At 64.3% G+C, this 16921-nt stretch carries 13 protein-coding genes; 7 read left to right on the top strand and 6 right to left on the bottom strand.

Features of this window, described 5'->3' with window-relative positions; translation table 11 throughout:
* The first annotated feature begins 35 nt into the window (after positions 1-35).
* The gene (locus BMI87_RS12345) at positions 36-518 is read left to right on the top strand and encodes a GNAT family N-acetyltransferase (protein WP_078521843.1); all 483 of its coding nucleotides are present in this window, start codon (positions 36-38) and stop codon (positions 516-518) included.
* A gap of 51 nt (positions 519-569) precedes the next feature.
* Positions 570-1322: an EcsC family protein gene (locus tag BMI87_RS12340; RefSeq protein ID WP_078521842.1), complete on the top strand. Its 753-nt coding sequence runs from the start codon at positions 570-572 to the stop codon at positions 1320-1322.
* A gap of 156 nt (positions 1323-1478) precedes the next feature.
* Here the strand turns inward: BMI87_RS12340 and BMI87_RS12335 are convergent, their stop codons facing one another.
* Complete coding sequence (locus BMI87_RS12335; RefSeq protein WP_078521840.1) at positions 1479-3074, bottom strand: GMC family oxidoreductase; 1596 nt, start codon at positions 3072-3074, stop codon at positions 1479-1481.
* A gap of 168 nt (positions 3075-3242) precedes the next feature.
* Here BMI87_RS12335 and BMI87_RS12330 point away from each other — a divergent pair, with 168 nt between their 5' ends.
* The 4 genes from BMI87_RS12330 to ptsP all read left to right on the top strand — a co-directional run bounded on the left by BMI87_RS12330 (position 3243) and on the right by ptsP (position 8647).
* The gene (locus tag BMI87_RS12330; RefSeq protein WP_078522118.1) at positions 3243-4451 is read left to right on the top strand and encodes a 3-deoxy-D-manno-octulosonic acid transferase; all 1209 of its coding nucleotides are present in this window, start codon (positions 3243-3245) and stop codon (positions 4449-4451) included.
* Between the two features lie 67 nt (positions 4452-4518).
* Positions 4519-4953, top strand: a complete 435-nt coding sequence (locus tag BMI87_RS12325; protein ID WP_078521838.1) for a DUF1178 family protein — start codon at positions 4519-4521, stop codon at positions 4951-4953.
* A 156-nt stretch (positions 4954-5109) separates the two neighbouring features.
* Positions 5110-6363 carry an aspartate kinase gene (locus BMI87_RS12320; RefSeq protein ID WP_078521836.1) on the top strand — a complete coding sequence of 418 codons (1254 nt, stop codon included), beginning with the start codon at positions 5110-5112 and terminating at the stop codon, positions 6361-6363.
* Positions 6364-6403: 40 nt separating this feature from the next.
* Positions 6404-8647 carry a phosphoenolpyruvate--protein phosphotransferase gene (gene ptsP / locus BMI87_RS12315; protein ID WP_078521834.1) on the top strand — a complete coding sequence of 748 codons (2244 nt, stop codon included), beginning with the start codon at positions 6404-6406 and terminating at the stop codon, positions 8645-8647.
* 143 nt (positions 8648-8790) lie between these two features.
* On the opposite strand, the gene BMI87_RS12310 is transcribed toward ptsP, so the two are convergent.
* Positions 8791-11859: an efflux RND transporter permease subunit gene (locus BMI87_RS12310; RefSeq protein ID WP_078521832.1), complete on the bottom strand. Its 3069-nt coding sequence runs from the start codon at positions 11857-11859 to the stop codon at positions 8791-8793.
* A 10-nt stretch (positions 11860-11869) separates the two neighbouring features.
* A complete protein-coding gene (locus BMI87_RS12305; RefSeq protein ID WP_078521830.1) occupies positions 11870-13138 on the bottom strand; it encodes an efflux RND transporter periplasmic adaptor subunit in 1269 nt (422 codons plus the stop codon).
* A gap of 318 nt (positions 13139-13456) precedes the next feature.
* Between BMI87_RS12305 and BMI87_RS12300 the strand changes: the two genes are divergently transcribed.
* Positions 13457-13759, top strand: a complete 303-nt coding sequence (locus tag BMI87_RS12300) for a hypothetical protein (protein ID WP_078521828.1) — start codon at positions 13457-13459, stop codon at positions 13757-13759.
* Positions 13760-13809: 50 nt separating this feature from the next.
* Here the strand turns inward: BMI87_RS12300 and BMI87_RS12295 are convergent, their stop codons facing one another.
* From BMI87_RS12295 to BMI87_RS12285, 3 genes are all read right to left on the bottom strand, one after another.
* Complete coding sequence (locus BMI87_RS12295; protein ID WP_078521826.1) at positions 13810-14910, bottom strand: glycine betaine/L-proline ABC transporter ATP-binding protein; 1101 nt, start codon at positions 14908-14910, stop codon at positions 13810-13812.
* Positions 14903-15814, bottom strand: a complete 912-nt coding sequence (locus BMI87_RS12290; RefSeq protein ID WP_078521824.1) for a proline/glycine betaine ABC transporter permease — start codon at positions 15812-15814, stop codon at positions 14903-14905. The genes BMI87_RS12295 and BMI87_RS12290 overlap by 8 nt, the downstream gene beginning before the upstream one ends.
* Before the next feature lie 92 nt (positions 15815-15906).
* A complete protein-coding gene (locus tag BMI87_RS12285) occupies positions 15907-16914 on the bottom strand; it encodes an ABC transporter substrate-binding protein (protein WP_078521822.1) in 1008 nt (335 codons plus the stop codon).
* Positions 16915-16921 lie beyond the last annotated feature (7 nt).

Here is a 16921-nt window from a genome sequence, read left to right as displayed (position 1 = left end):
CCGCGCAGGAAAGGGGCAGCCTGAAAGGGGCGGCGATGCACGAGCTCGCGCAAGAGACGGCAGAGGACTGGTGGGAGGTCGAGGCGCTCTACGACCTTTGCTTCGCGCCGGGCCGCACGGCGCTGTCCTCCTATCGCCTTCGCGACGGGGTCGACTCGGTCCGGGAGCTCTGCCTCACGCTGCGCCAGGATGGTATCCTCGCTGCCGTGATCCGCTTCTGGCCGGTCAGGGTCGGCGGCAAGCGCGTGCTGCTACTTGGGCCGATCGCGGTCCACCCGACGCGGCAGGGCGAAGGGCTGGGCGGTATCCTGATGCATGAAAGCCTCTCCCGCGCTGCCGATCTGGGCTGGGAGCGGGTGCTGCTGGTGGGCGATGCGCCCTATTACAAACGCTTTGGCTTCGAGAAGCTCCACGATGTGGAGATGCCGCCGCCCACCAACCCCGACCGCGTTCTGGGCCTCGAACTGGTGCCCGGCGCATGGGACGGCGTCAAAGGCCAAGTCGAGAAAGACGACTGATTGCCGAAGCGCCTCCGCCGCCCCATATCTGGGAAAGGCAAGGAGGCGATAATGGCAGATATTCTTCCCCCCGTGAGCGACCCGGCGATTCTGGGCCAACTCGACTCGCTCGCGAAACGCCACCGCGCGGCGGGCGGCGTGGTGATGCAGTTGATCGGCTATGTCGGAGGCTCTGCCGAAGGGCTTCTGAGCAAATTGCCCAGCCCCGTGCGCAATGGGCTGGACGGGGCGACCGAACGCGCCTTGTCAGGGGCGATGACCGCTGCCGAGCGCTCGCGCGGGATCGTCTCGGACCGGCCCGACTGGATGAATCGCACGCTGACCACCGCGATGGGGGCTGCGGGCGGCGTCGGGGGGCTGGGCAGTTCGCTCGCCGAATTGCCGTTCACGGTCACGATGCTGCTGCGCGCGATCCAAGGCATCGCCGCCGAGCACGGCTTCGACCCGGCGTCCGAGGAAGTGCGGCTGGAATGTCTGCGCGTTTTCGCCTCTGCCGGGCCGCTCGAAGACGACGACGGGATGGACCTGAGCTTCCTCGCCGCGCGGGCGACGATCACCGGGCCGAGCATGAAATCCCTTATCGCCAAGGTCGCGCCGCGCCTGTCGATCGTGCTGGGCCAGAAACTCGCCGCCCAAGCCGCGCCGCTTCTGGGCGCGGTCGCGGGCGCGGCCGTCAACTACGCCTTCACCAGCTATTATCAGGAAATGGCTCGCGTCCATTTCGGTCTCAAGCGCCTAGCCCGCGACACCGGCACCGATGAGGGCGTGCTGCGCGAGGAGTTGGTCGCTCGCATCGCCAAGTGATCGAAACGCCGCGCCTCTGGCTGCAGTCGGATGCCTCCGGCGGGGATATTTAGACCAAGAGGAAGGAAAGCCGTTCTTCCCCTTGGCGAAAATATCCCGGGGGGCTCCGAAGGAGCGGGGGCAGCGCCCCCTCCGCATTTCAGGGGTGGCGGAGCCTCAGCCCTTCGCGTCTTCGAGGATCATCTGCGCGGCCTTCTCGGCGATCATCATCGTCGGCGCGTTGGTGTTGCCCGAGGTGATCGTCGGCATCACCGAGGCATCCGCGATGCGCAGCCCTTTCAGCGCCTTCAGCCGCAGCCGCGAGTCCACCACCGCGCCGTCATCCGAGCCCATCCGGCAGGTGCCGACGGGGTGGAAGATCGTGGTACCGATATCGCCCGCCGCTTTCACGAGATCCGCCTCGGTCTGATAGTCCGGGCCGGGCTTGTATTCCTCGGGTTTGTATTTCGCGAAAGCGGGTTGCGAGGCGACGCGGCGGACCTGCCGGATCGCTTCGGCGGCGACGCGGCGGTCGCCCTCGGTCGAGAGGTAATTCGGCGCGATCTCGGGATGGGCGCGGAAATCGGGCGAGGTGATATGTACATGGCCGCGGCTTTCGGGGCGCAGGTTGCACACGCTCGCCGTCATGCCGGGGAAGGGGTGGACCGCATCGCCGAACTTGTCGAGGCTGACCGGCTGGACGTGATATTCCAGATCGGGCGTTTCCTTCTCGGGGAAGCTGCGCGTGAAGATCCCGGCTTGCGAGGGCGACATCGACATCGGCCCCGAGCGGAACAGCGCATATTCTATACCGATCTTCGCCTTGCCCCAGAGGGTCGAGGACATGGTGTTGAGGCTTTTGACGCCCGAGACCTTGTAGATGAGGCGCAGTTGCAGGTGGTCCTGCAGGTTCTCGCCCACGCCATCGACCTCGGCCACCGGGGTGATGCCATGCTCGGACAGCACGTCGCCGCGCCCGATCCCCGACAGCTCAAGGATTTGCACGGAACCTACCGAACCGGCGGAGAGGACGGTTTCGCCCGCTTTCACGTCATGGCTCTGGCCATTCTGATTGTAGCGGATGCCGACGACGCGGCCCTCCTCGATCAGCAGCTTCTCGACCTGCGAATTGGTCTCGATCCGCAGGTTGGGCCGTTTCATCGCGGGTCTCAGGAAGGCTTTCACCGCGCTCCAGCGCCAGCCGGCTTTCTGCGTGACGTGGAAATAGCCGCCGCCCTCGTTCGTGCCGGTATTGAAATCGTCGGTGCGCGGGAAGCCGGCCTCTTCGGCGGCCTCGAGGAACGTGTCGAGCATCTCCCAGCGCACGCGGGCTTCCTCCACCCGCAATTCGCCGCCCGCGCCGTGCAGATCGCTCTCGCCGCGATAGAAATCTTCCTGCTTCTTGAACAGCGGCAGCACGTCGTCCCAGCTCCAGCCGGGATTGCCCGACTGCGCCCACATATCGTAATCGCGCGCCTGACCGCGCATGTAGATCATGCCGTTGATCGAGGAGCAGCCGCCGAGGATACGTCCGCGCGGATAGAGCAGCTCGCGCCCGTTCAGCCCGGCATCGGCTTTCGACTTGTAGCCCCAATCGGTGCGCGGATTGCCGATGCAGTACAGGTAGCCCACCGGGATATGGACCCAGTGGTAATTGTCGCGCCCGCCCGCTTCCAGCAGCAGCACCTTGTTCTTCGGATCTTCCGACAGGCGGTTCGCCAGAACGCAGCCCGCGCTGCCGCCGCCGACCACGATATAATCGTATTGCTCCATAAGCCCCTCCCGAACTGCGCCTCCGGGCAAGACTTTCGCAAGCTGCCGCCCGGGAAACAAGGCCATGGACCGTTCATTCGCGCAAAGTCGCTTTGCGAAAACGCAAGGAGGGGCTTGCCTGCGAGGGGGGTGATCCGTTCTATGGCGCAAATCTCGCCGGAGCCTTTCATGGTCCTTTACCGCCTTCTCGTCAGTATCGCGAGCCTGCCCGTTCTGGCGGCGCTGCTTTGGCGCGTTCTGCGTGGGCGGGAGAGCCGGACCGCCCTGGCGGAGCGGTTGGGCGGCGGGAAGGCCGCGCCGCACCGTCTGTGGCTGCACGCCGCGTCGAATGGAGAGCTGACCTCCGCCAAGCCTTTGATCGATGCGCTGCTGGCCGCAGATCCCGCGGTGCACCTGTTGGTGACGGTGAACACGGTGACGGCGCGCGAGCTGGGGCAGGGCTGGGCCGATCCGCGCATCGCGATCCGCATGGCGCCGCTCGATCATCGGGCGGTGCTGCGGAGGTTCCTGTCGCGGCATGATCCCCACGCGCTCGTCGTGGTCGAGAACGAGCTTTGGCCGAACCGCATGGCTCTGATGGCCGATGCGGCGCGGCCGATCTTCGTGATCGGCGCGCGGATGTCGGCCCGCTCTGCCGCGCGCTGGGCGAAGATCGGGATCGCGCAGCCGATGATCGCCCAGATCACCGCGCTCTCGGCCCAGGATGCGGGGTCCGAGGCGCGGTTCGTCGATCTCGGCCTGCCGCGAGAGCGGCTAATGCCCCCCGCCAATCTCAAGACGGCGATCACCGTCGCGCCCGGCACGCCGCTCGACTGGCCGCGCAGCGATACGGTTCTGGCTGCCTCGACCCATGAGGGAGAAGACGCGCCGATCCTTGCCGCCTTCGCAAAGGCGCGCGCGCGCCGCCCCGGCCTGCGCCTGATCCTCGCTCCACGCCATCCGCGCCGTGCGCCCGAGATCGCGGCGCTGATCGCCAGGGCCGGGCTGCGTCATACCACTCGCTCGAAGGACGAGCCTCCGACGGCGGAGGTCTATCTGGCCGATACTCTGGGCGAAATGGGCCGCTGGTATGCGAGCGCAGGCCTGTGTTTCGTCGGCGGCTCGCTCGTCGAAAAGGGCGGCCATACCCCCTATGAGCCCGCGGGCTTCGGCTGCGCCTTGCTGCACGGCCCCGATGTCGCGAATTTCGCCGATGCCTATGCCGCGCTCGATGCGGCAGGCGGGGCGCGGCTTTGCGAAACCGAAGCCGATATTGCGACCGCCTTTGCCACGCTCGACGCCGACGCGCAGGCCGAAATGGCGCGTGCCGCACGGGGGGCTCTCGGTCCGCCTGCCGATGTCGAAAGCCTTGCTAAGGCGCTCCTCGCACGGCTCTGAGCGACGGCGATGCGCTTGCATCGCGGCGCGAAACGCTTATTTCCATATGCATCCGGGAGATGCAGACATGATCCGTTATACGCTGCAATGCGAGAATGAGCACCGCTTCGACAGTTGGTTCCCCTCGGCCTCCGGGTTCGAGGCGCTCAAAGCCGCAGGCCAGCTGGAATGTGCGATCTGCGGTTCGAAAAAGGTCGAGAAATCCCTGATGGCGCCGCCTGTCGCACAGACGCGCAAGACGGGCGAGCCCGCCGCCGAACGCCCCCTTTCGCAGCCGCAATCCGAGGCCGAACAGGCCCTCGCCGCGATGCGTCGCGAGATCGAGAAGAATTCCGATTACGTCGGCATGAACTTCGTCACCGAAGCGCGCGCCATGCACGAAGGCACCGCCAAGAAACGCGCGATCCACGGCGAGGCGAAACCCGAAGAGGCGCGCAAGATGCTGGAGGACGGGCTGCCGGTTCTGCCGCTGCCCTTCCTGTCCACGCGCAAGACGAACTGACCCTTTTCGCTCTTTCCAAATATCCCGGGGTGAATTCGCGCGAGCGAAGAGGGGCAGCGCCCCAGCGCCGATCTGAGACCCTCGAAACGCCAAATCTCTTGCGCGGCCCAACGGCTTGAGCTAGCAGAGGCCCGACTCTGCCCAAGGGGGATTTCCATGCCCATTCTGGTGATGAAATTCGGCGGTACTTCCGTCGCCGATCTCGACCGGATCGCCAACGCTGCCGAAAAGGTGAAGCGCGAAGTCGAACGCGGTTACGATGTCATCGTGATTGTCTCGGCGATGTCGGGCAAGACCAATGAACTCGTCAACTGGGTCGAGACGACCTCGCCGCTCTATGACGCGCGCGAATATGACGCCGTGGTCGCCTCGGGCGAGAATATCACGGCCGGTCTGATGTCGCTGCGCCTGCAGGAGATGGGTGTCTCCGCGCGCAGCTGGCAGGGCTGGCAGGTGCCGATCAACACGACCTCGGCGCATGGCGCGGCGCGCTTCGTGTCGATCCCGCGCGAAAATCTCGACCAGAAATTCTCCGAAGGCTTCAAGGTCGCGGTGATCGCGGGCTTCCAGGGCCTCTCGCCGGAAAACCGGATTACCACGCTCGGCCGGGGCGGCTCCGACACGACCGCCGTGGCCTTCGCCGCCGCCTTCGGCGCGGAGCGTTGCGACATCTACACCGATGTCGACGGCATCTACACCACCGACCCGCGCGTCTCCTCCAAGGCGCGCAAGCTCGACCGCATCGCCTTCGAGGAGATGCTGGAACTCGCGAGCCTCGGGGCGAAGGTTCTGCAAACCCGCTCGGTCGAGCTCGCGATGCGCTACAAGGTGCCGCTGCGCGTGCTAAGCTCCTTCGAGGAAACCACGGAGAATTCGGGCACTCTGGTCTGCGACGAGGATAAAATCATGGAATCGAAAGTTGTCTCCGGCGTCGCCTTTTCCCGCGACGAAGCGAAAATGACCCTCGTGACGGTCGAAGACCGCCCCGGCATCGCCAGCGCGATCTTCGGACCGCTCGCGGATGCGGGGGTGAATGTCGACATGATCGTCCAGAACATCTCCGAGCGTCAGGCCGAGCATGAGGTCAAGGTCACCGACATGACCTTCTCCTGCCCGGTCAATCAGGTCGCCCGCGCCCGCAAGGCGATGGAAGACGCCCGCGACGCCGGGCTGATCAAGTTCGACGAGCTGGTCGCCGACGAAGACGTGGCAAAGATTTCCGTCGTGGGCATCGGTATGCGCTCCCACGCGGGGGTCGCGGCGAAGATGTTCAAGGCGCTGGCCGCTGAAAACGTCAACATCAAGGTTATCGCTACGTCGGAAATCAAGATTTCGGTGCTGGTCGACCGCAAATATCTGGAACTGGCGGTTCAGGCCCTGCATGATGCCTTCGAACTCGACAAGGCCTGAGTAACCCGAAGGGCCGCAGCAACAGGGGCAACCTGCGCGGATGGTGGAACTGAGCGAAAGTGATAGTCGCACGCTGTTGCGACGCCTGCGCGATACGCTGGCCACAGAGGGCGACGGGCAGGACCGGCTCAATCACATCACGCAGATCATTGCGGATTCGATGGGCACCGAAGTGTGCTCGATCTACCTGTTCCGCGATCCCGAAACGCTCGAGTTGTGCGCGACCGAAGGCCTGAAGGCAGAGGCTGTCCACCACACGCGGATGCGGCTGGGCGAGGGTCTCGTCGGTCGGGTGGCGCGGTCGGGTCGTCCGATCAACTCCGCCGATGCACCCTCCGAGCCGGGCTTCCGCTACATGCCGGAGACGGGCGAAGAGATCTATTCCAGCTTCGTCGGCGTGCCGATCCAGCGCGTGGGCGAGAAGCTGGGCGTTCTGGTCGTGCAGTCGAAGGACGAGCGCAGCTTCTCGGATGACGAACTTTACGGGCTCGAGGTCGTCGCGATGGTGCTGGCCGAAATGACCGAACTCGGTGCCTTCACCGGCGGCGAGAATTCCGAGATCGGCGCGACGCATCGCTTCCCGGTCATGTTCCGCGGCGCGACGGGTCAGGAGGGCGCGGCCGAGGGGCGCGTCTGGCTGCACGAGCCGCGCGTCGTCGTGACGAACCCGGTCGCCGAAGATCCCGAGGCCGAGGCTGCGCGCCTCGAAGAGGCGATCACCGAACTGCGCGGCAAGATTGACGAGATGCTGGCCAGCCCGACCTTGATCGACAAGGATCAGCGGCAGGTGCTGGAAACCTTCAAGATGCTCGCGGCCTCGAAGGGCTGGAAGCGGCGGATGCTCGAAGACATCGCCGCCGGCCTTTCCGCCGAAGCCGCGGTCGAGAAGGAACAGAACGCCGCGCGCGACCGGATGCGCAAGGCGCCCGATCCCTACCTGCGTGAACGGCTCAACGATCTCGACGACCTTTCGAACCGCCTGCTGCGGCAACTGACGGGACAGGGTAGCGATACCGGCGCCGAGATGCCGGAGAATCCGGTTCTGGTGGCGCGCAATATCGGTCCGGCGGAGCTGCTCGACTATGACCGCAAGCTCAAGGGCGTGGTGCTGGAGGAGGGCTCCGTTGGCTCGCATGCCGCGATCGTCACCCGCGCGCTCTCGATCCCGCTGGTGATCCATGCGGGCCGGATCACCGCCGAGGCGCTGAACGGCGATCCGATCCTCGTCGACGGCGATCAGGGCGTGGTGCATCTGCGCCCCGAGGAAAGCGTGGCCCATGCCTTCCGCGACAAGATCGCGATGCAGGCGGAGGCGCAGAAACGCTACGCCTCGCTGCGCGACCAGCCCGCGATGGACAAATCGGGCCAGACCGTCTCGCTGATGATGAATGCGGGGCTGATGGCGGACCTGCCCTCGCTGAAGGGCTCCGGCGCTGACGGGGTGGGCCTGTTCCGCACCGAGCTGCAATTCCTGACCCGCACCAAGGTGCCGCGCCGCAATGAACTCGTGCAGCTCTACAAGCGGGTGATGGATGCCGCCGACGGCAAGCGGGTGAATTTCCGCACGCTCGATATCGGCTCCGACAAGGTCGTGCCCTACATGAAGCCGCAGGACGAGCCGAACCCCGCGATGGGCTGGCGTGCGCTGCGGGTGGGGCTCGACAAGCCGGGGATCCTGCGGATGCAGCTGCAGGCGCTTCTGCGCGCCGCCGACGGCCGCCCGACTTCGATCATGTTCCCCTTCATCGCGCTGCCCGAGGAATTCTACGCCGCGCGCGACACGCTGCTGCGGGTCCGCGACCGCGAGGCGCAGATGGGCCGCCCCGTCCCCGAGGAGTTGCGCATCGGGGCGATGCTGGAAACCCCGAGCCTCGGCTTCGCGCCCGACAGCTTCTACCGCGATTGCGATTTCATCTCGATCGGCGGCAACGACCTGAAGCAGTTCTTCTTCGCCGCCGACCGCGAAAACGAACGGGTGCGCCGCCGCTACGATACGCTCGACGGGTCGTTCCTGAACTTCCTCGAACGGATCATCGCGCGCTGCGCGGTCTCGGACACCCATCTCAGCTTCTGCGGCGAGGATGCGGGCCGCCCGATCGAGTCGCTGACCTTCGCGGCGCTCGGTATCCGCACGCTCTCGATGCGGCCCGCCTCGATCGGTCCGGTCAAACACCTGATCCGTCGCGCCGATCTGGGCGAGCTGCGGCAGGTGATCCAGCAGGCGCGCAATGCTGGCCAATCCAGCGTGCGCCCCGCCGTGACGAGCTACCTCGCGCATCTCTGAGCGGGGCAGGGGCTGCCGCTCCTATCCACGAAATCACACCCCCGGAATGATTTTGGGCCAAGGCGAAGCTCTGACACTTCGCCTTGGCCCAAATATCCCGCGGGGGTCTGGGGGCGCGAAGCCCCCAGCCTTGTCTTCATGCGTCAGCCTGCGGCCAGACGCTTCGCTTCCGCTTCCTTGAAGGATTTATCCGAGGGCGCGATGAAGGTGTAGAACATCGGCACCACGAACAGCGTGAACATCGTCCCGATCAGGATCCCCGAGAAGATCACGAGGCCCATCGCCTTGCGCGCTTCTGCGCCCGCGCCTTGCGCGAGGATCAGCGGCACCACGGCCAGCGCCATTGCGGCGGTGGTCATCAGGATCGGACGCAGACGGGTCTGCGCGGCCTTCACGATGGCCTGCCTGCGGGTGAGGCCCGACTGCTCGCGCTGCTGATTGGCAAACTCGACCATCAGGATCCCGTGTTTCGTGATCAGGCCGACCAGCGTAATCAACCCCACCTCGGAATAGATGTTGAGCGTGCCCAACCCGAGGTTCAGCGGCAGCACAGCCCCGAAGATCGTCAGCGGCACCGTCATCATGATGATGAAGGGGTCGCGGAAGCTCTCGAACTGCGCGGCGAGCACGAGGTAGATCACCAGCACGGCCGCCGCGAAGGCGATCAGGATGGTGTTGCCCTGCTGCGTCTCGATCCGCGACTGGCCCGAATAGTTCACGTAGAAGCCTTCGGGCATCACCTGCTTGGCGATGTCGACGATGGTCTGCACGCCCTCGCCGGTGGAGCCACCGGGCAGCGGCAGCGCCGTGATCGTGGCCGCGTTCAACTGATCGAACTGTTCGATCGAAGACGCGTTCACCCCGGTGTCGATCTTCACGAGCGACGACAGCGGGATCATCGCCCCCGAGGACGAGCGCACGAAGTAACGGCCCAACTCTTCGGGATTCGCGCGGAACTCCTGCGGCACCTGCGGGATGATGTCGTAGCTGTTGGAGTCGCGGTCGAACTGCGCCACCGACGCCTCGCCCACCAGCAAGCCCAAGGTCGAGCCGATATCAGAGACCGGCACGTTCAGCGCCGCCGCCCGGTCGCGGTCGATCGTGACATTGACCTGCGGGCTGTCGAAGTTGAGCGAGTTCTGCACGACGATGAACTTGCCCGAGGCCTGCGCCTTGTTCTTGATCTCCTCGGCCACCTCGGCGACGCGTTTCGCGGAGTGGATCGACTGGATCACGACCGAGATCGGCAAACCGCCCCCGGTGCCCGGCAGCGACGGCGGGGCGAAGGCAAAACCTTTCAACCCGGTCGATTTGCCGAGATCGCCCTGAATCTCCTGCTGGATTTCCTTCTGGCTACGGTTGCGATCTGCCCAGTCCTTGAGCGCCCAGATATAGATGCCCTGAGAGCTGTCCCCGCCGAAGCCCGCGATCGAGAAATCGGTGCGCACTTCGGGAATATCGGCCGTGTCGCGCCCGACCTGGTCGATATATTTCTGGGTGTACTCGCTGGTCGCGTAGCGCGGCCCGTTCAGGATCGCGAAGAGCGCACCGTTATCCTCATCCGGGGCAAGCTCGGAATTGGTGTTCATCAGCATGAACCCGGTCACACCCACGAGAGAGGCGACAATCAGCAGGGTGATCCCCCGCAGATCGAGCGAGCCATCGACGCGCCGCCCGTACCAGCCCGAGAGCCGGTCGAAATTGCGGTCGACGAAGGCCTGGAAGCCCTTCGACTCGCCATGTCTCAGCAGGCGACCCGACATCATCGGCGTGATCGTCAATGCGATGATCCCCGACAGGATCACCGATCCCGCCAGTGCGAAGGCGAATTCCCGGAACAACTGCCCCGTCAGCCCGCCGGTGAAGCCCAGAGGGGCGAGCACCGCGGCCAGCGTGATCGTCATCGCGATGACCGGCCCGGTGATCTCTTTCATGCCTTGCACGGCGGCTGGGATCGGTTTCATCCCCTCTTCGATATGTCGGTGGATATTCTCCACCACCACGATCGCGTCATCGACCACGAGGCCGATCGCCAGCACCATTGCCAGCAGTGTGAGAAGGTTGATCGAGTATCCCAGCGCCAAGAGCACCGCGAGCACCCCGATCAGCGAGAGCGGAATGGTCACGATGGGCATCGCCACCGAGCGCAGCGACCCGAGGAACAGGAGGATAACCACGGTCACGATTGCGACCGCTTCGCCGATGGTCTTGAACACCTCGTGGATCGAGGCCGAGATCGTCTCGGTCGAGTCGTAGACCAGTTGGATTTTCATCCCTTCGGGGAGCGAGGCGTTGATGTCGGGCAGCGCTTTGCGCACCGCCGCTGCCGTATCGAGCGGGTTGGCTGCGGGGGTCGGGTAGACGCCGAGGAACGTGCCCTCCTTGCCCTCGAAAGTGACGATCTCGTTCTCGGAGGCCTTGGCCAGTTCGATCTTCGCGACATCGCGCAGCCGCACCACGTCGTCGCCTTTGCCCGAGATCGGCAGCTTGCCGAAGGCTTCGGGTGTCTGCAGCGTGGATTGCAGCGTGATCGACTGGGCGACGTATTCGTTCTTCGTCTTGCCCGGGGCCGAGAGGAAGTTCGACGCCTGGATCGCGCCCACGACTTCCGATGCCGTGACGCCGCGCGCGGCGAGTTTGTCCGGATCGATCCAGACCCGCATCGCGTAATCGGAGGCGCCGATGATCTGGGTCTGGGCCACGCCCGGAATCGTGGACATGCGCGGACGGATCACCCGGCGCAGATATTCGGTCAGCTGCTCGGGCGTCATGTTGGGATTGAGCGCCGCGAGATACATCAGCGCGAAGGTCTGGCCGGTGCCCTTCTGGATCACCGGGTCCTTCGCCGCCGAGGGCAGCTGGCCTTTGACCTGCTGCACCTTCGAGAGCACTTCGGTCATCGCCGCGTCGGAGTTCGACCCGAGCTTCATATGGACCGAAATGACCGAGGCCGAGGGCCGCGACTGGGTCGTGACGTAATCGACGTTTTCAGTGGTCGCCACGGCGGCGGCCAGCGGCGAGGTGATGAAGCCCTGAATCAGTTCGGGCGAGGCGCCGGGATAGGCGGTGGTGATGGTGACCACCGTTTCCTCGACTTCCGGATATTGGCGGACGGGCAGGTTGAAATAGGCCTGCGCGCCCAGCAGGAGCATGAACGCGCCCAGCACCATCGACAGGACGGGGCGGCGGATGAAGATCTCGGAGATGTTCATGGGCTTGGCCTTACTGCGCCTTCGCGCCGTCTGATGTCGTGTCCGACGTCGTGTCCGATGCCTCGTCAGAGGCGGCGTCCGAAGCGCTATCCGCGGAAGCGTCCGACGTCGCGTCGGAGTTTGCCTGCGCGTTGCCCTCCATGCCGAAGGCTTTCATCACCTCTTCGGTGGAAGGCGCGTCGGGGTCGGGCGAAATCGCGTTGTCGATGCTCACCGTCGCGCCGGAGTTCAGCTTGTTCTGACCCGCATTGACGACCATGTCGCCTGCCTTCAGCCCCTTCGTCACTTCGACGAGCGTGCCCGAGCGGCGGCCGAGCGTGATGAAGACCTGCTTGGCCACCAGTTGCGGCTGATCCGCGCCTTCGGGCGTTTGCTTGCGCACCACGAAGACCGAGTCGCCGTAGAGGTTCGAGCTCACGACCGTTTGCGGCAGCGCGATCACGTTGTCCTCGGAGGGCAGCACGACCGTGACATGGACGAACTGGCCGGGCGTCAGCTTCCCTTCGCCATTGGGGACTTCGGCGCGCAGGGTCACGAGCCGCGAATTCGGGTCTATCTTGGGTTCGATGCCGGTGATCTTGCCTTCCAGATCGACCGAGCCGTCCTCGGTCTTCACCTTGACGGTCTGGCCCGCTTCGGCGTGTCGCGCCTGCTGCTCGGACAGGGTGAAATCGACGCGCATGTGGTCGCGATCCTGCAGCGTCGCATAGGTGGTGCCGGTGCCGACATACTGGCCGACCTCCACCTGCGGAATACCGATGATGCCCGCGAAGGGCGCGGTCAGGCGCTTCTTCTCGAGCACGGCCTGCAGCTTCGCGACGCTTGCGCGCGCTTCCTGCGCGCTGGCCTCAGCCTGATCGAGATTGGACGTGGCGGACACGCCCCGGTCGGCAAGCTGGCGTGCGCGCTTGAGATTGGTCTCTGCGAGGTCCTGAGCGGCCTTGGCCGAGGCCAGATCGGCGCGCTCGGAGCTGTCGTCGATCTGCATGAGGACCTGGCCCTTCTCGACCTTGTCATTCGCCTTGAAATGAATCTCCTGAACCGTGCCGCCCATTTCGACGGCCAGTTCGGTGCCGCGCACGGCGGCGGCGGTGCCGATCGCCTCGAGGCCCGGCTGCCAGGTGATCGGCTTCACTTCGCTGACCGAAACCGCCACGGGGGGCTGTGTCATGTTTGCGAAGAACTGCGCGATCATCTTCGAGCGGAAAAGATTGTAGCCGACGACGCCACCCACCACGAGGATGAGCGCGACGAGGGCGATGAGGAGGCGTTTGATCATTTGGCTGTCCCGTCAAAATCCCTGTTTGCACGCAAATACGACCCCGCCGGCCGAGCTGCGCGCGATTTCTGAACCATTTGGTTCACGTCCTTGTCATGTCAATACGCGAGTGACGTTAAAAGGATGGGTCACAGTGCTGTGAAGGCAAGGCGGAAAGTCTGTGCGTCAGAGCAATTACAGGGCTTCACGAATGCTCACCTCGCGAAAATCTGATTTTTCTGTGCTCGACGGTGAAGAAGAGTGCATTATCTCAACCTGTACCTGCGATCCTGACGACCTGACGTCGCTTTGCAGCGATGTCTGGTTTTAGGAGTTTATATGGATCCCCTGTCTTTTATGCGCATCGGCTTCGAGGCCGCGCGGATCGGCTTTGAGGCGCAAGCGGTGATTTCGATGCGCGTCGCGGGAATGATGGGGCTCTGGGATGTCTCCCCGCTCGAATCGCTCCAGATGGTGCAGGAAAAGCCCGTGGCGGTCGTAGCTGCAGCGGAGGCTGCGGCATTCGCGCTTCTACGGGGGCAAACGGCAGATCGCGCGATTTCGGCGTCGATGACGCAGATCGGAAATCACACCAGCGCCAACATGACGCGATTGTCGCGTCGTGGACCCAGCTGGCTCTGACGGCACGAGCCGGGCAGGGCCGCCACGCTGACGCGGCGACCCCGTAGTCATCAGGCGGCGCTGTCTTCCTCGACCTCGTCATCGCCTTCTTCGACGCTTGCGGGCGTCACCATGGCGGTCAGGATCGTCGTCATGTCGACCATGCCGATCGGCTTGTTGGCCGCGTCGACAACCGTCGCCGTGCGCACCTCGGCATCGGCCATCCGGCGCGCGATCTTTTCGAGCACCGAGCTGGCTTTCACCTTCATCTTCGGCAACTCGCCCTCGGGCAGCGGCAGCGCGATGGTTTCGGCGCGGATCACGCGACCACGGTTCACCTCGCGCACGAACTCGGCGATGTACTCGTTCGCCGGGCGCAGCACGATTTCCTGCCCCGTGCCGACCTGATTGAGCGCGCCGTCACGCAGGATCGCGATCTTGTCGCCAAGGCGCAGCGCCTCGTCGAGGTCGTGGGTGATGAAGACGATGGTCTTCTTCAGCTCGGCCTGCAGGTCCAGAAGCACCTTCTGCATATCCATCCGGATCAGCGGATCGAGTGCCGAGAACGCTTCGTCCATCAACAGGATGTCCGCATCGTTGGCCAGCGCGCGGGCGAGGCCCACCCGCTGCTGCATCCCGCCCGAGAGCTGGTTCGGATAGTTATCCTCGTAGCCCGCGAGCCCGACGCGCTCGATCCATTTCTTCGCGATCGGTCCCGATTTCGACCGGTCGACCCCTTGGATATCCAGCCCGTAGCAGGTGTTTTCCAGCACGGTCCGGTGCGGCAGAAGCGCGAACTTCTGGAACACCATCGCCGTCTCATGGCGACGGAATTCCCGCAGCTCCTCCTCGTTCATCTTCACCACGTCGCGGCCGTTATAGAGGATCTCCCCGGCCGTGGGCATGATCAGCCCGTTGATGTGGCGGATGAGGGTCGATTTGCCCGAGCCCGACAGACCCATGATCACCGAGATCTTGCCCGGCGGCAGGGTAAGGTTGATGTCTTGCAGGCCCAGAACGTGCTTGTGCTTGTCGTTGAGCTCTTCCTTGCCCATGCCGGCCTGCACCTTCTCCACGTAATCCTTGGGGCGCGCCCCGAAGATCTTGTAGAGATTGCGGATCTCGATGCCCGAGCGGTTGCCGGTATCGGTGTTGGTCGTCGCATCAGTCATGGCCAGCCTCCGAATGTTTCTGCAGCCGCTTGCCGAACGCCTGGCTCGCGCGGTCGAAGATGATCGCGATCGCAACGAGTGCGAAGCCGTTCAGGAAGCCGATGGTGAAGAACTGGTTGTTAATCGCCTGCAGCACGTTTTTACCGAGGCCACCAACGCCGACCATCGAGGCCACGACGACCATCGCCAGCGCCATCATGATGGTCTGGTTGACGCCCGCCATGATCGTCGGCAGCGACAGCGGAAGCTGCACGCCCCAAAGCTTCTGACGGGGATTGGCGCCGAAGGCGTCCGCGGCTTCGATGACTTCCTTGTCCACGAGGCGGATGCCCAGATTGGTCAGCCGGATCATCGGCGGGATCGCGTAGATCACCACGGCGATCACGCCCGGCACCTTGCCGATACCGAAGATCACGACGACGGGGATCAGGTAGACGAAGGATGGCATGGTCTGCATGACATCGAGCACCGGCGTCAGGATTTTCTGCATCCGGTCCGAGCGCGCCATCAGGATGCCGATCGGCAGGCCCAGAATGATCGCGATCAGCGTCGCCACCGTGACCATCGCGAGGGTGGTCATCGTGTCCTCCCAAAGGCCGAAGATGCCGATGAAGGCAAGCCCCATGGACGAGCCGAGCACGATCTTCGGATTGCGCGAAGCGAACCACACCACGACGAGGATCAGCGCGAAGATGATAAACCACGGCGTGTCCACGAAGGCGTGTTCTAGGGTGTTGAGAAACCATTGAAGCGGTCGGGTGGCCGCGTCGATTTGATCGGAATAAGCGCGGACGATGCCGCGAAACCCGTCGTCGATGCCCATACGCATGTGACGCAGGGTGGAGTTGGGAAGGGAAGGGAACTCACAGAGCAGTTCCGGCAAGCCCCAGCATGAAGATGCCATCTTGTTATGTCCTCCGGTCGATTATGTGCGCCGGTTAAAAGAAAACGCGCGCGAGGCTCCCCTCACGCGCGCCAAAATCTCGGATCGCCCGCTCAGAGCGCGTCCTCGACCTTCTTGATCACATCGTCGGAAAGCCATGCCTTCCAGACGTCCGGATAGTTCTCGAGGAAGTAGTAAGCGGTGTCCTCGTTGGTGCCTTGGTTGTCGGCCTGCCATGCGAGGAACTCGCCCACGGTCTTGTTCGACCATTCACGCTTGCCGAGGTAGTCCATCGCCACCGCGTTGTTCTCGGCGAATTCCTTTGTCACGACCGTGTACACGTCCGAGGTCGGGTAGGCGTTGGGCTTGGGATCGACGCAATCGGCCTGCGAGTTGCACTTGTCCCAGGCTTCCTTGTCGCCCTCGACGCCCGCGTCGAGCTTGACCATCGGGTATTTGCCGAGGATCGCGGTCGGGGCCCAGTAGTAACCCAGCCAGCCCTTCTTGGACTCGTAGGCATTGGCGATCGAGCCGTCGAGGCCCGCAGCCGAACCGGTGTCGACCAGCTTGAAGCCCTTCTCCTCGGCCTTGTGGGCCTTGAAGCGGTTCGCGGTCGAGATCTGGCAGTTCCATCCCGACGGGCAGTTGTAGACGCCACCGATCGAGGGTTCTTCCGGATCGGGGAACAGATCGGGGTGCTTGAGCGCATCGTCGACCGTCTTGATGTCGGGGTGCTCGTCGGCGACGTATTTCGGGATCCACCAACCTTCTTCACCGCCATCCTTGAGGATTTCGGCAGCGATCACGAGGCGATCTTCGCTGACGGCCTTGTCGAGCGCGACCTTCACCGCGTTCACCCAAAGCTCGGGCGCGATGTCGGGTTCACCCTTTTCGTTCATCGAGGTGAAGGTGGGCATCGTGTCGCCGGTCACCAGCGTCACGTCACAGCCGTAGCCGTTTTCGAGAATGATCTTGTCGACCCAAGCAGCGACCCCGGCCGAAGCCCAGTTCATTTCGGCTTCGGTAACGGAACCACATTCGCCGTCTGCGGCGAAAGCAGGCGCCGAGAAGGTCGCCAGCGGCAGCGCCGTCAGTAACGCGGCAAGCGCTTTCTTGTTCATCCAGGTC

Origin of the sequence: Thioclava sp. F28-4, assembly GCF_002020045.1 — a bacterium.
Lineage (GTDB): Bacteria > Pseudomonadota > Alphaproteobacteria > Rhodobacterales > Rhodobacteraceae > Thioclava > Thioclava sediminum.
The sequence above is the reverse complement of the archived record's forward strand: the minus strand, read 5'-3'. Positions and strand labels throughout refer to the sequence as shown.

Excerpts from the sequence above, each read along its gene's own strand:
- BMI87_RS12290 (WP_078521824.1), bottom strand. The coding sequence starts at position 15,814 with ATGGCATCTTCATGCTGGGGCTTGCCGGAACTGCTCTGTGAGTTCCCT.
- BMI87_RS12305 (WP_078521830.1), bottom strand. The coding sequence starts at position 13,138 with ATGATCAAACGCCTCCTCATCGCCCTCGTCGCGCTCATCCTCGTGGTG.
- BMI87_RS12335 (WP_078521840.1), bottom strand. The coding sequence starts at position 3,074 with ATGGAGCAATACGATTATATCGTGGTCGGCGGCGGCAGCGCGGGCTGC.
- BMI87_RS12345 (WP_078521843.1), top strand. The coding sequence starts at position 36 with ATGCACGAGCTCGCGCAAGAGACGGCAGAGGACTGGTGGGAGGTCGAG.
- BMI87_RS12325 (WP_078521838.1), top strand. The coding sequence starts at position 4,519 with ATGATCCGTTATACGCTGCAATGCGAGAATGAGCACCGCTTCGACAGT.
- BMI87_RS12285 (WP_078521822.1), bottom strand. The coding sequence starts at position 16,914 with ATGAACAAGAAAGCGCTTGCCGCGTTACTGACGGCGCTGCCGCTGGCG.
- BMI87_RS12340 (WP_078521842.1), top strand. The coding sequence starts at position 570 with ATGGCAGATATTCTTCCCCCCGTGAGCGACCCGGCGATTCTGGGCCAA.
- ptsP (WP_078521834.1), top strand. The coding sequence starts at position 6,404 with ATGGTGGAACTGAGCGAAAGTGATAGTCGCACGCTGTTGCGACGCCTG.
- BMI87_RS12295 (WP_078521826.1), bottom strand. The coding sequence starts at position 14,910 with ATGACTGATGCGACGACCAACACCGATACCGGCAACCGCTCGGGCATC.
- BMI87_RS12320 (WP_078521836.1), top strand. The coding sequence starts at position 5,110 with ATGCCCATTCTGGTGATGAAATTCGGCGGTACTTCCGTCGCCGATCTC.
- BMI87_RS12310 (WP_078521832.1), bottom strand. The coding sequence starts at position 11,859 with ATGAACATCTCCGAGATCTTCATCCGCCGCCCCGTCCTGTCGATGGTG.
- BMI87_RS12330 (WP_078522118.1), top strand. The coding sequence starts at position 3,243 with ATGGTCCTTTACCGCCTTCTCGTCAGTATCGCGAGCCTGCCCGTTCTG.
- BMI87_RS12300 (WP_078521828.1), top strand. The coding sequence starts at position 13,457 with ATGGATCCCCTGTCTTTTATGCGCATCGGCTTCGAGGCCGCGCGGATC.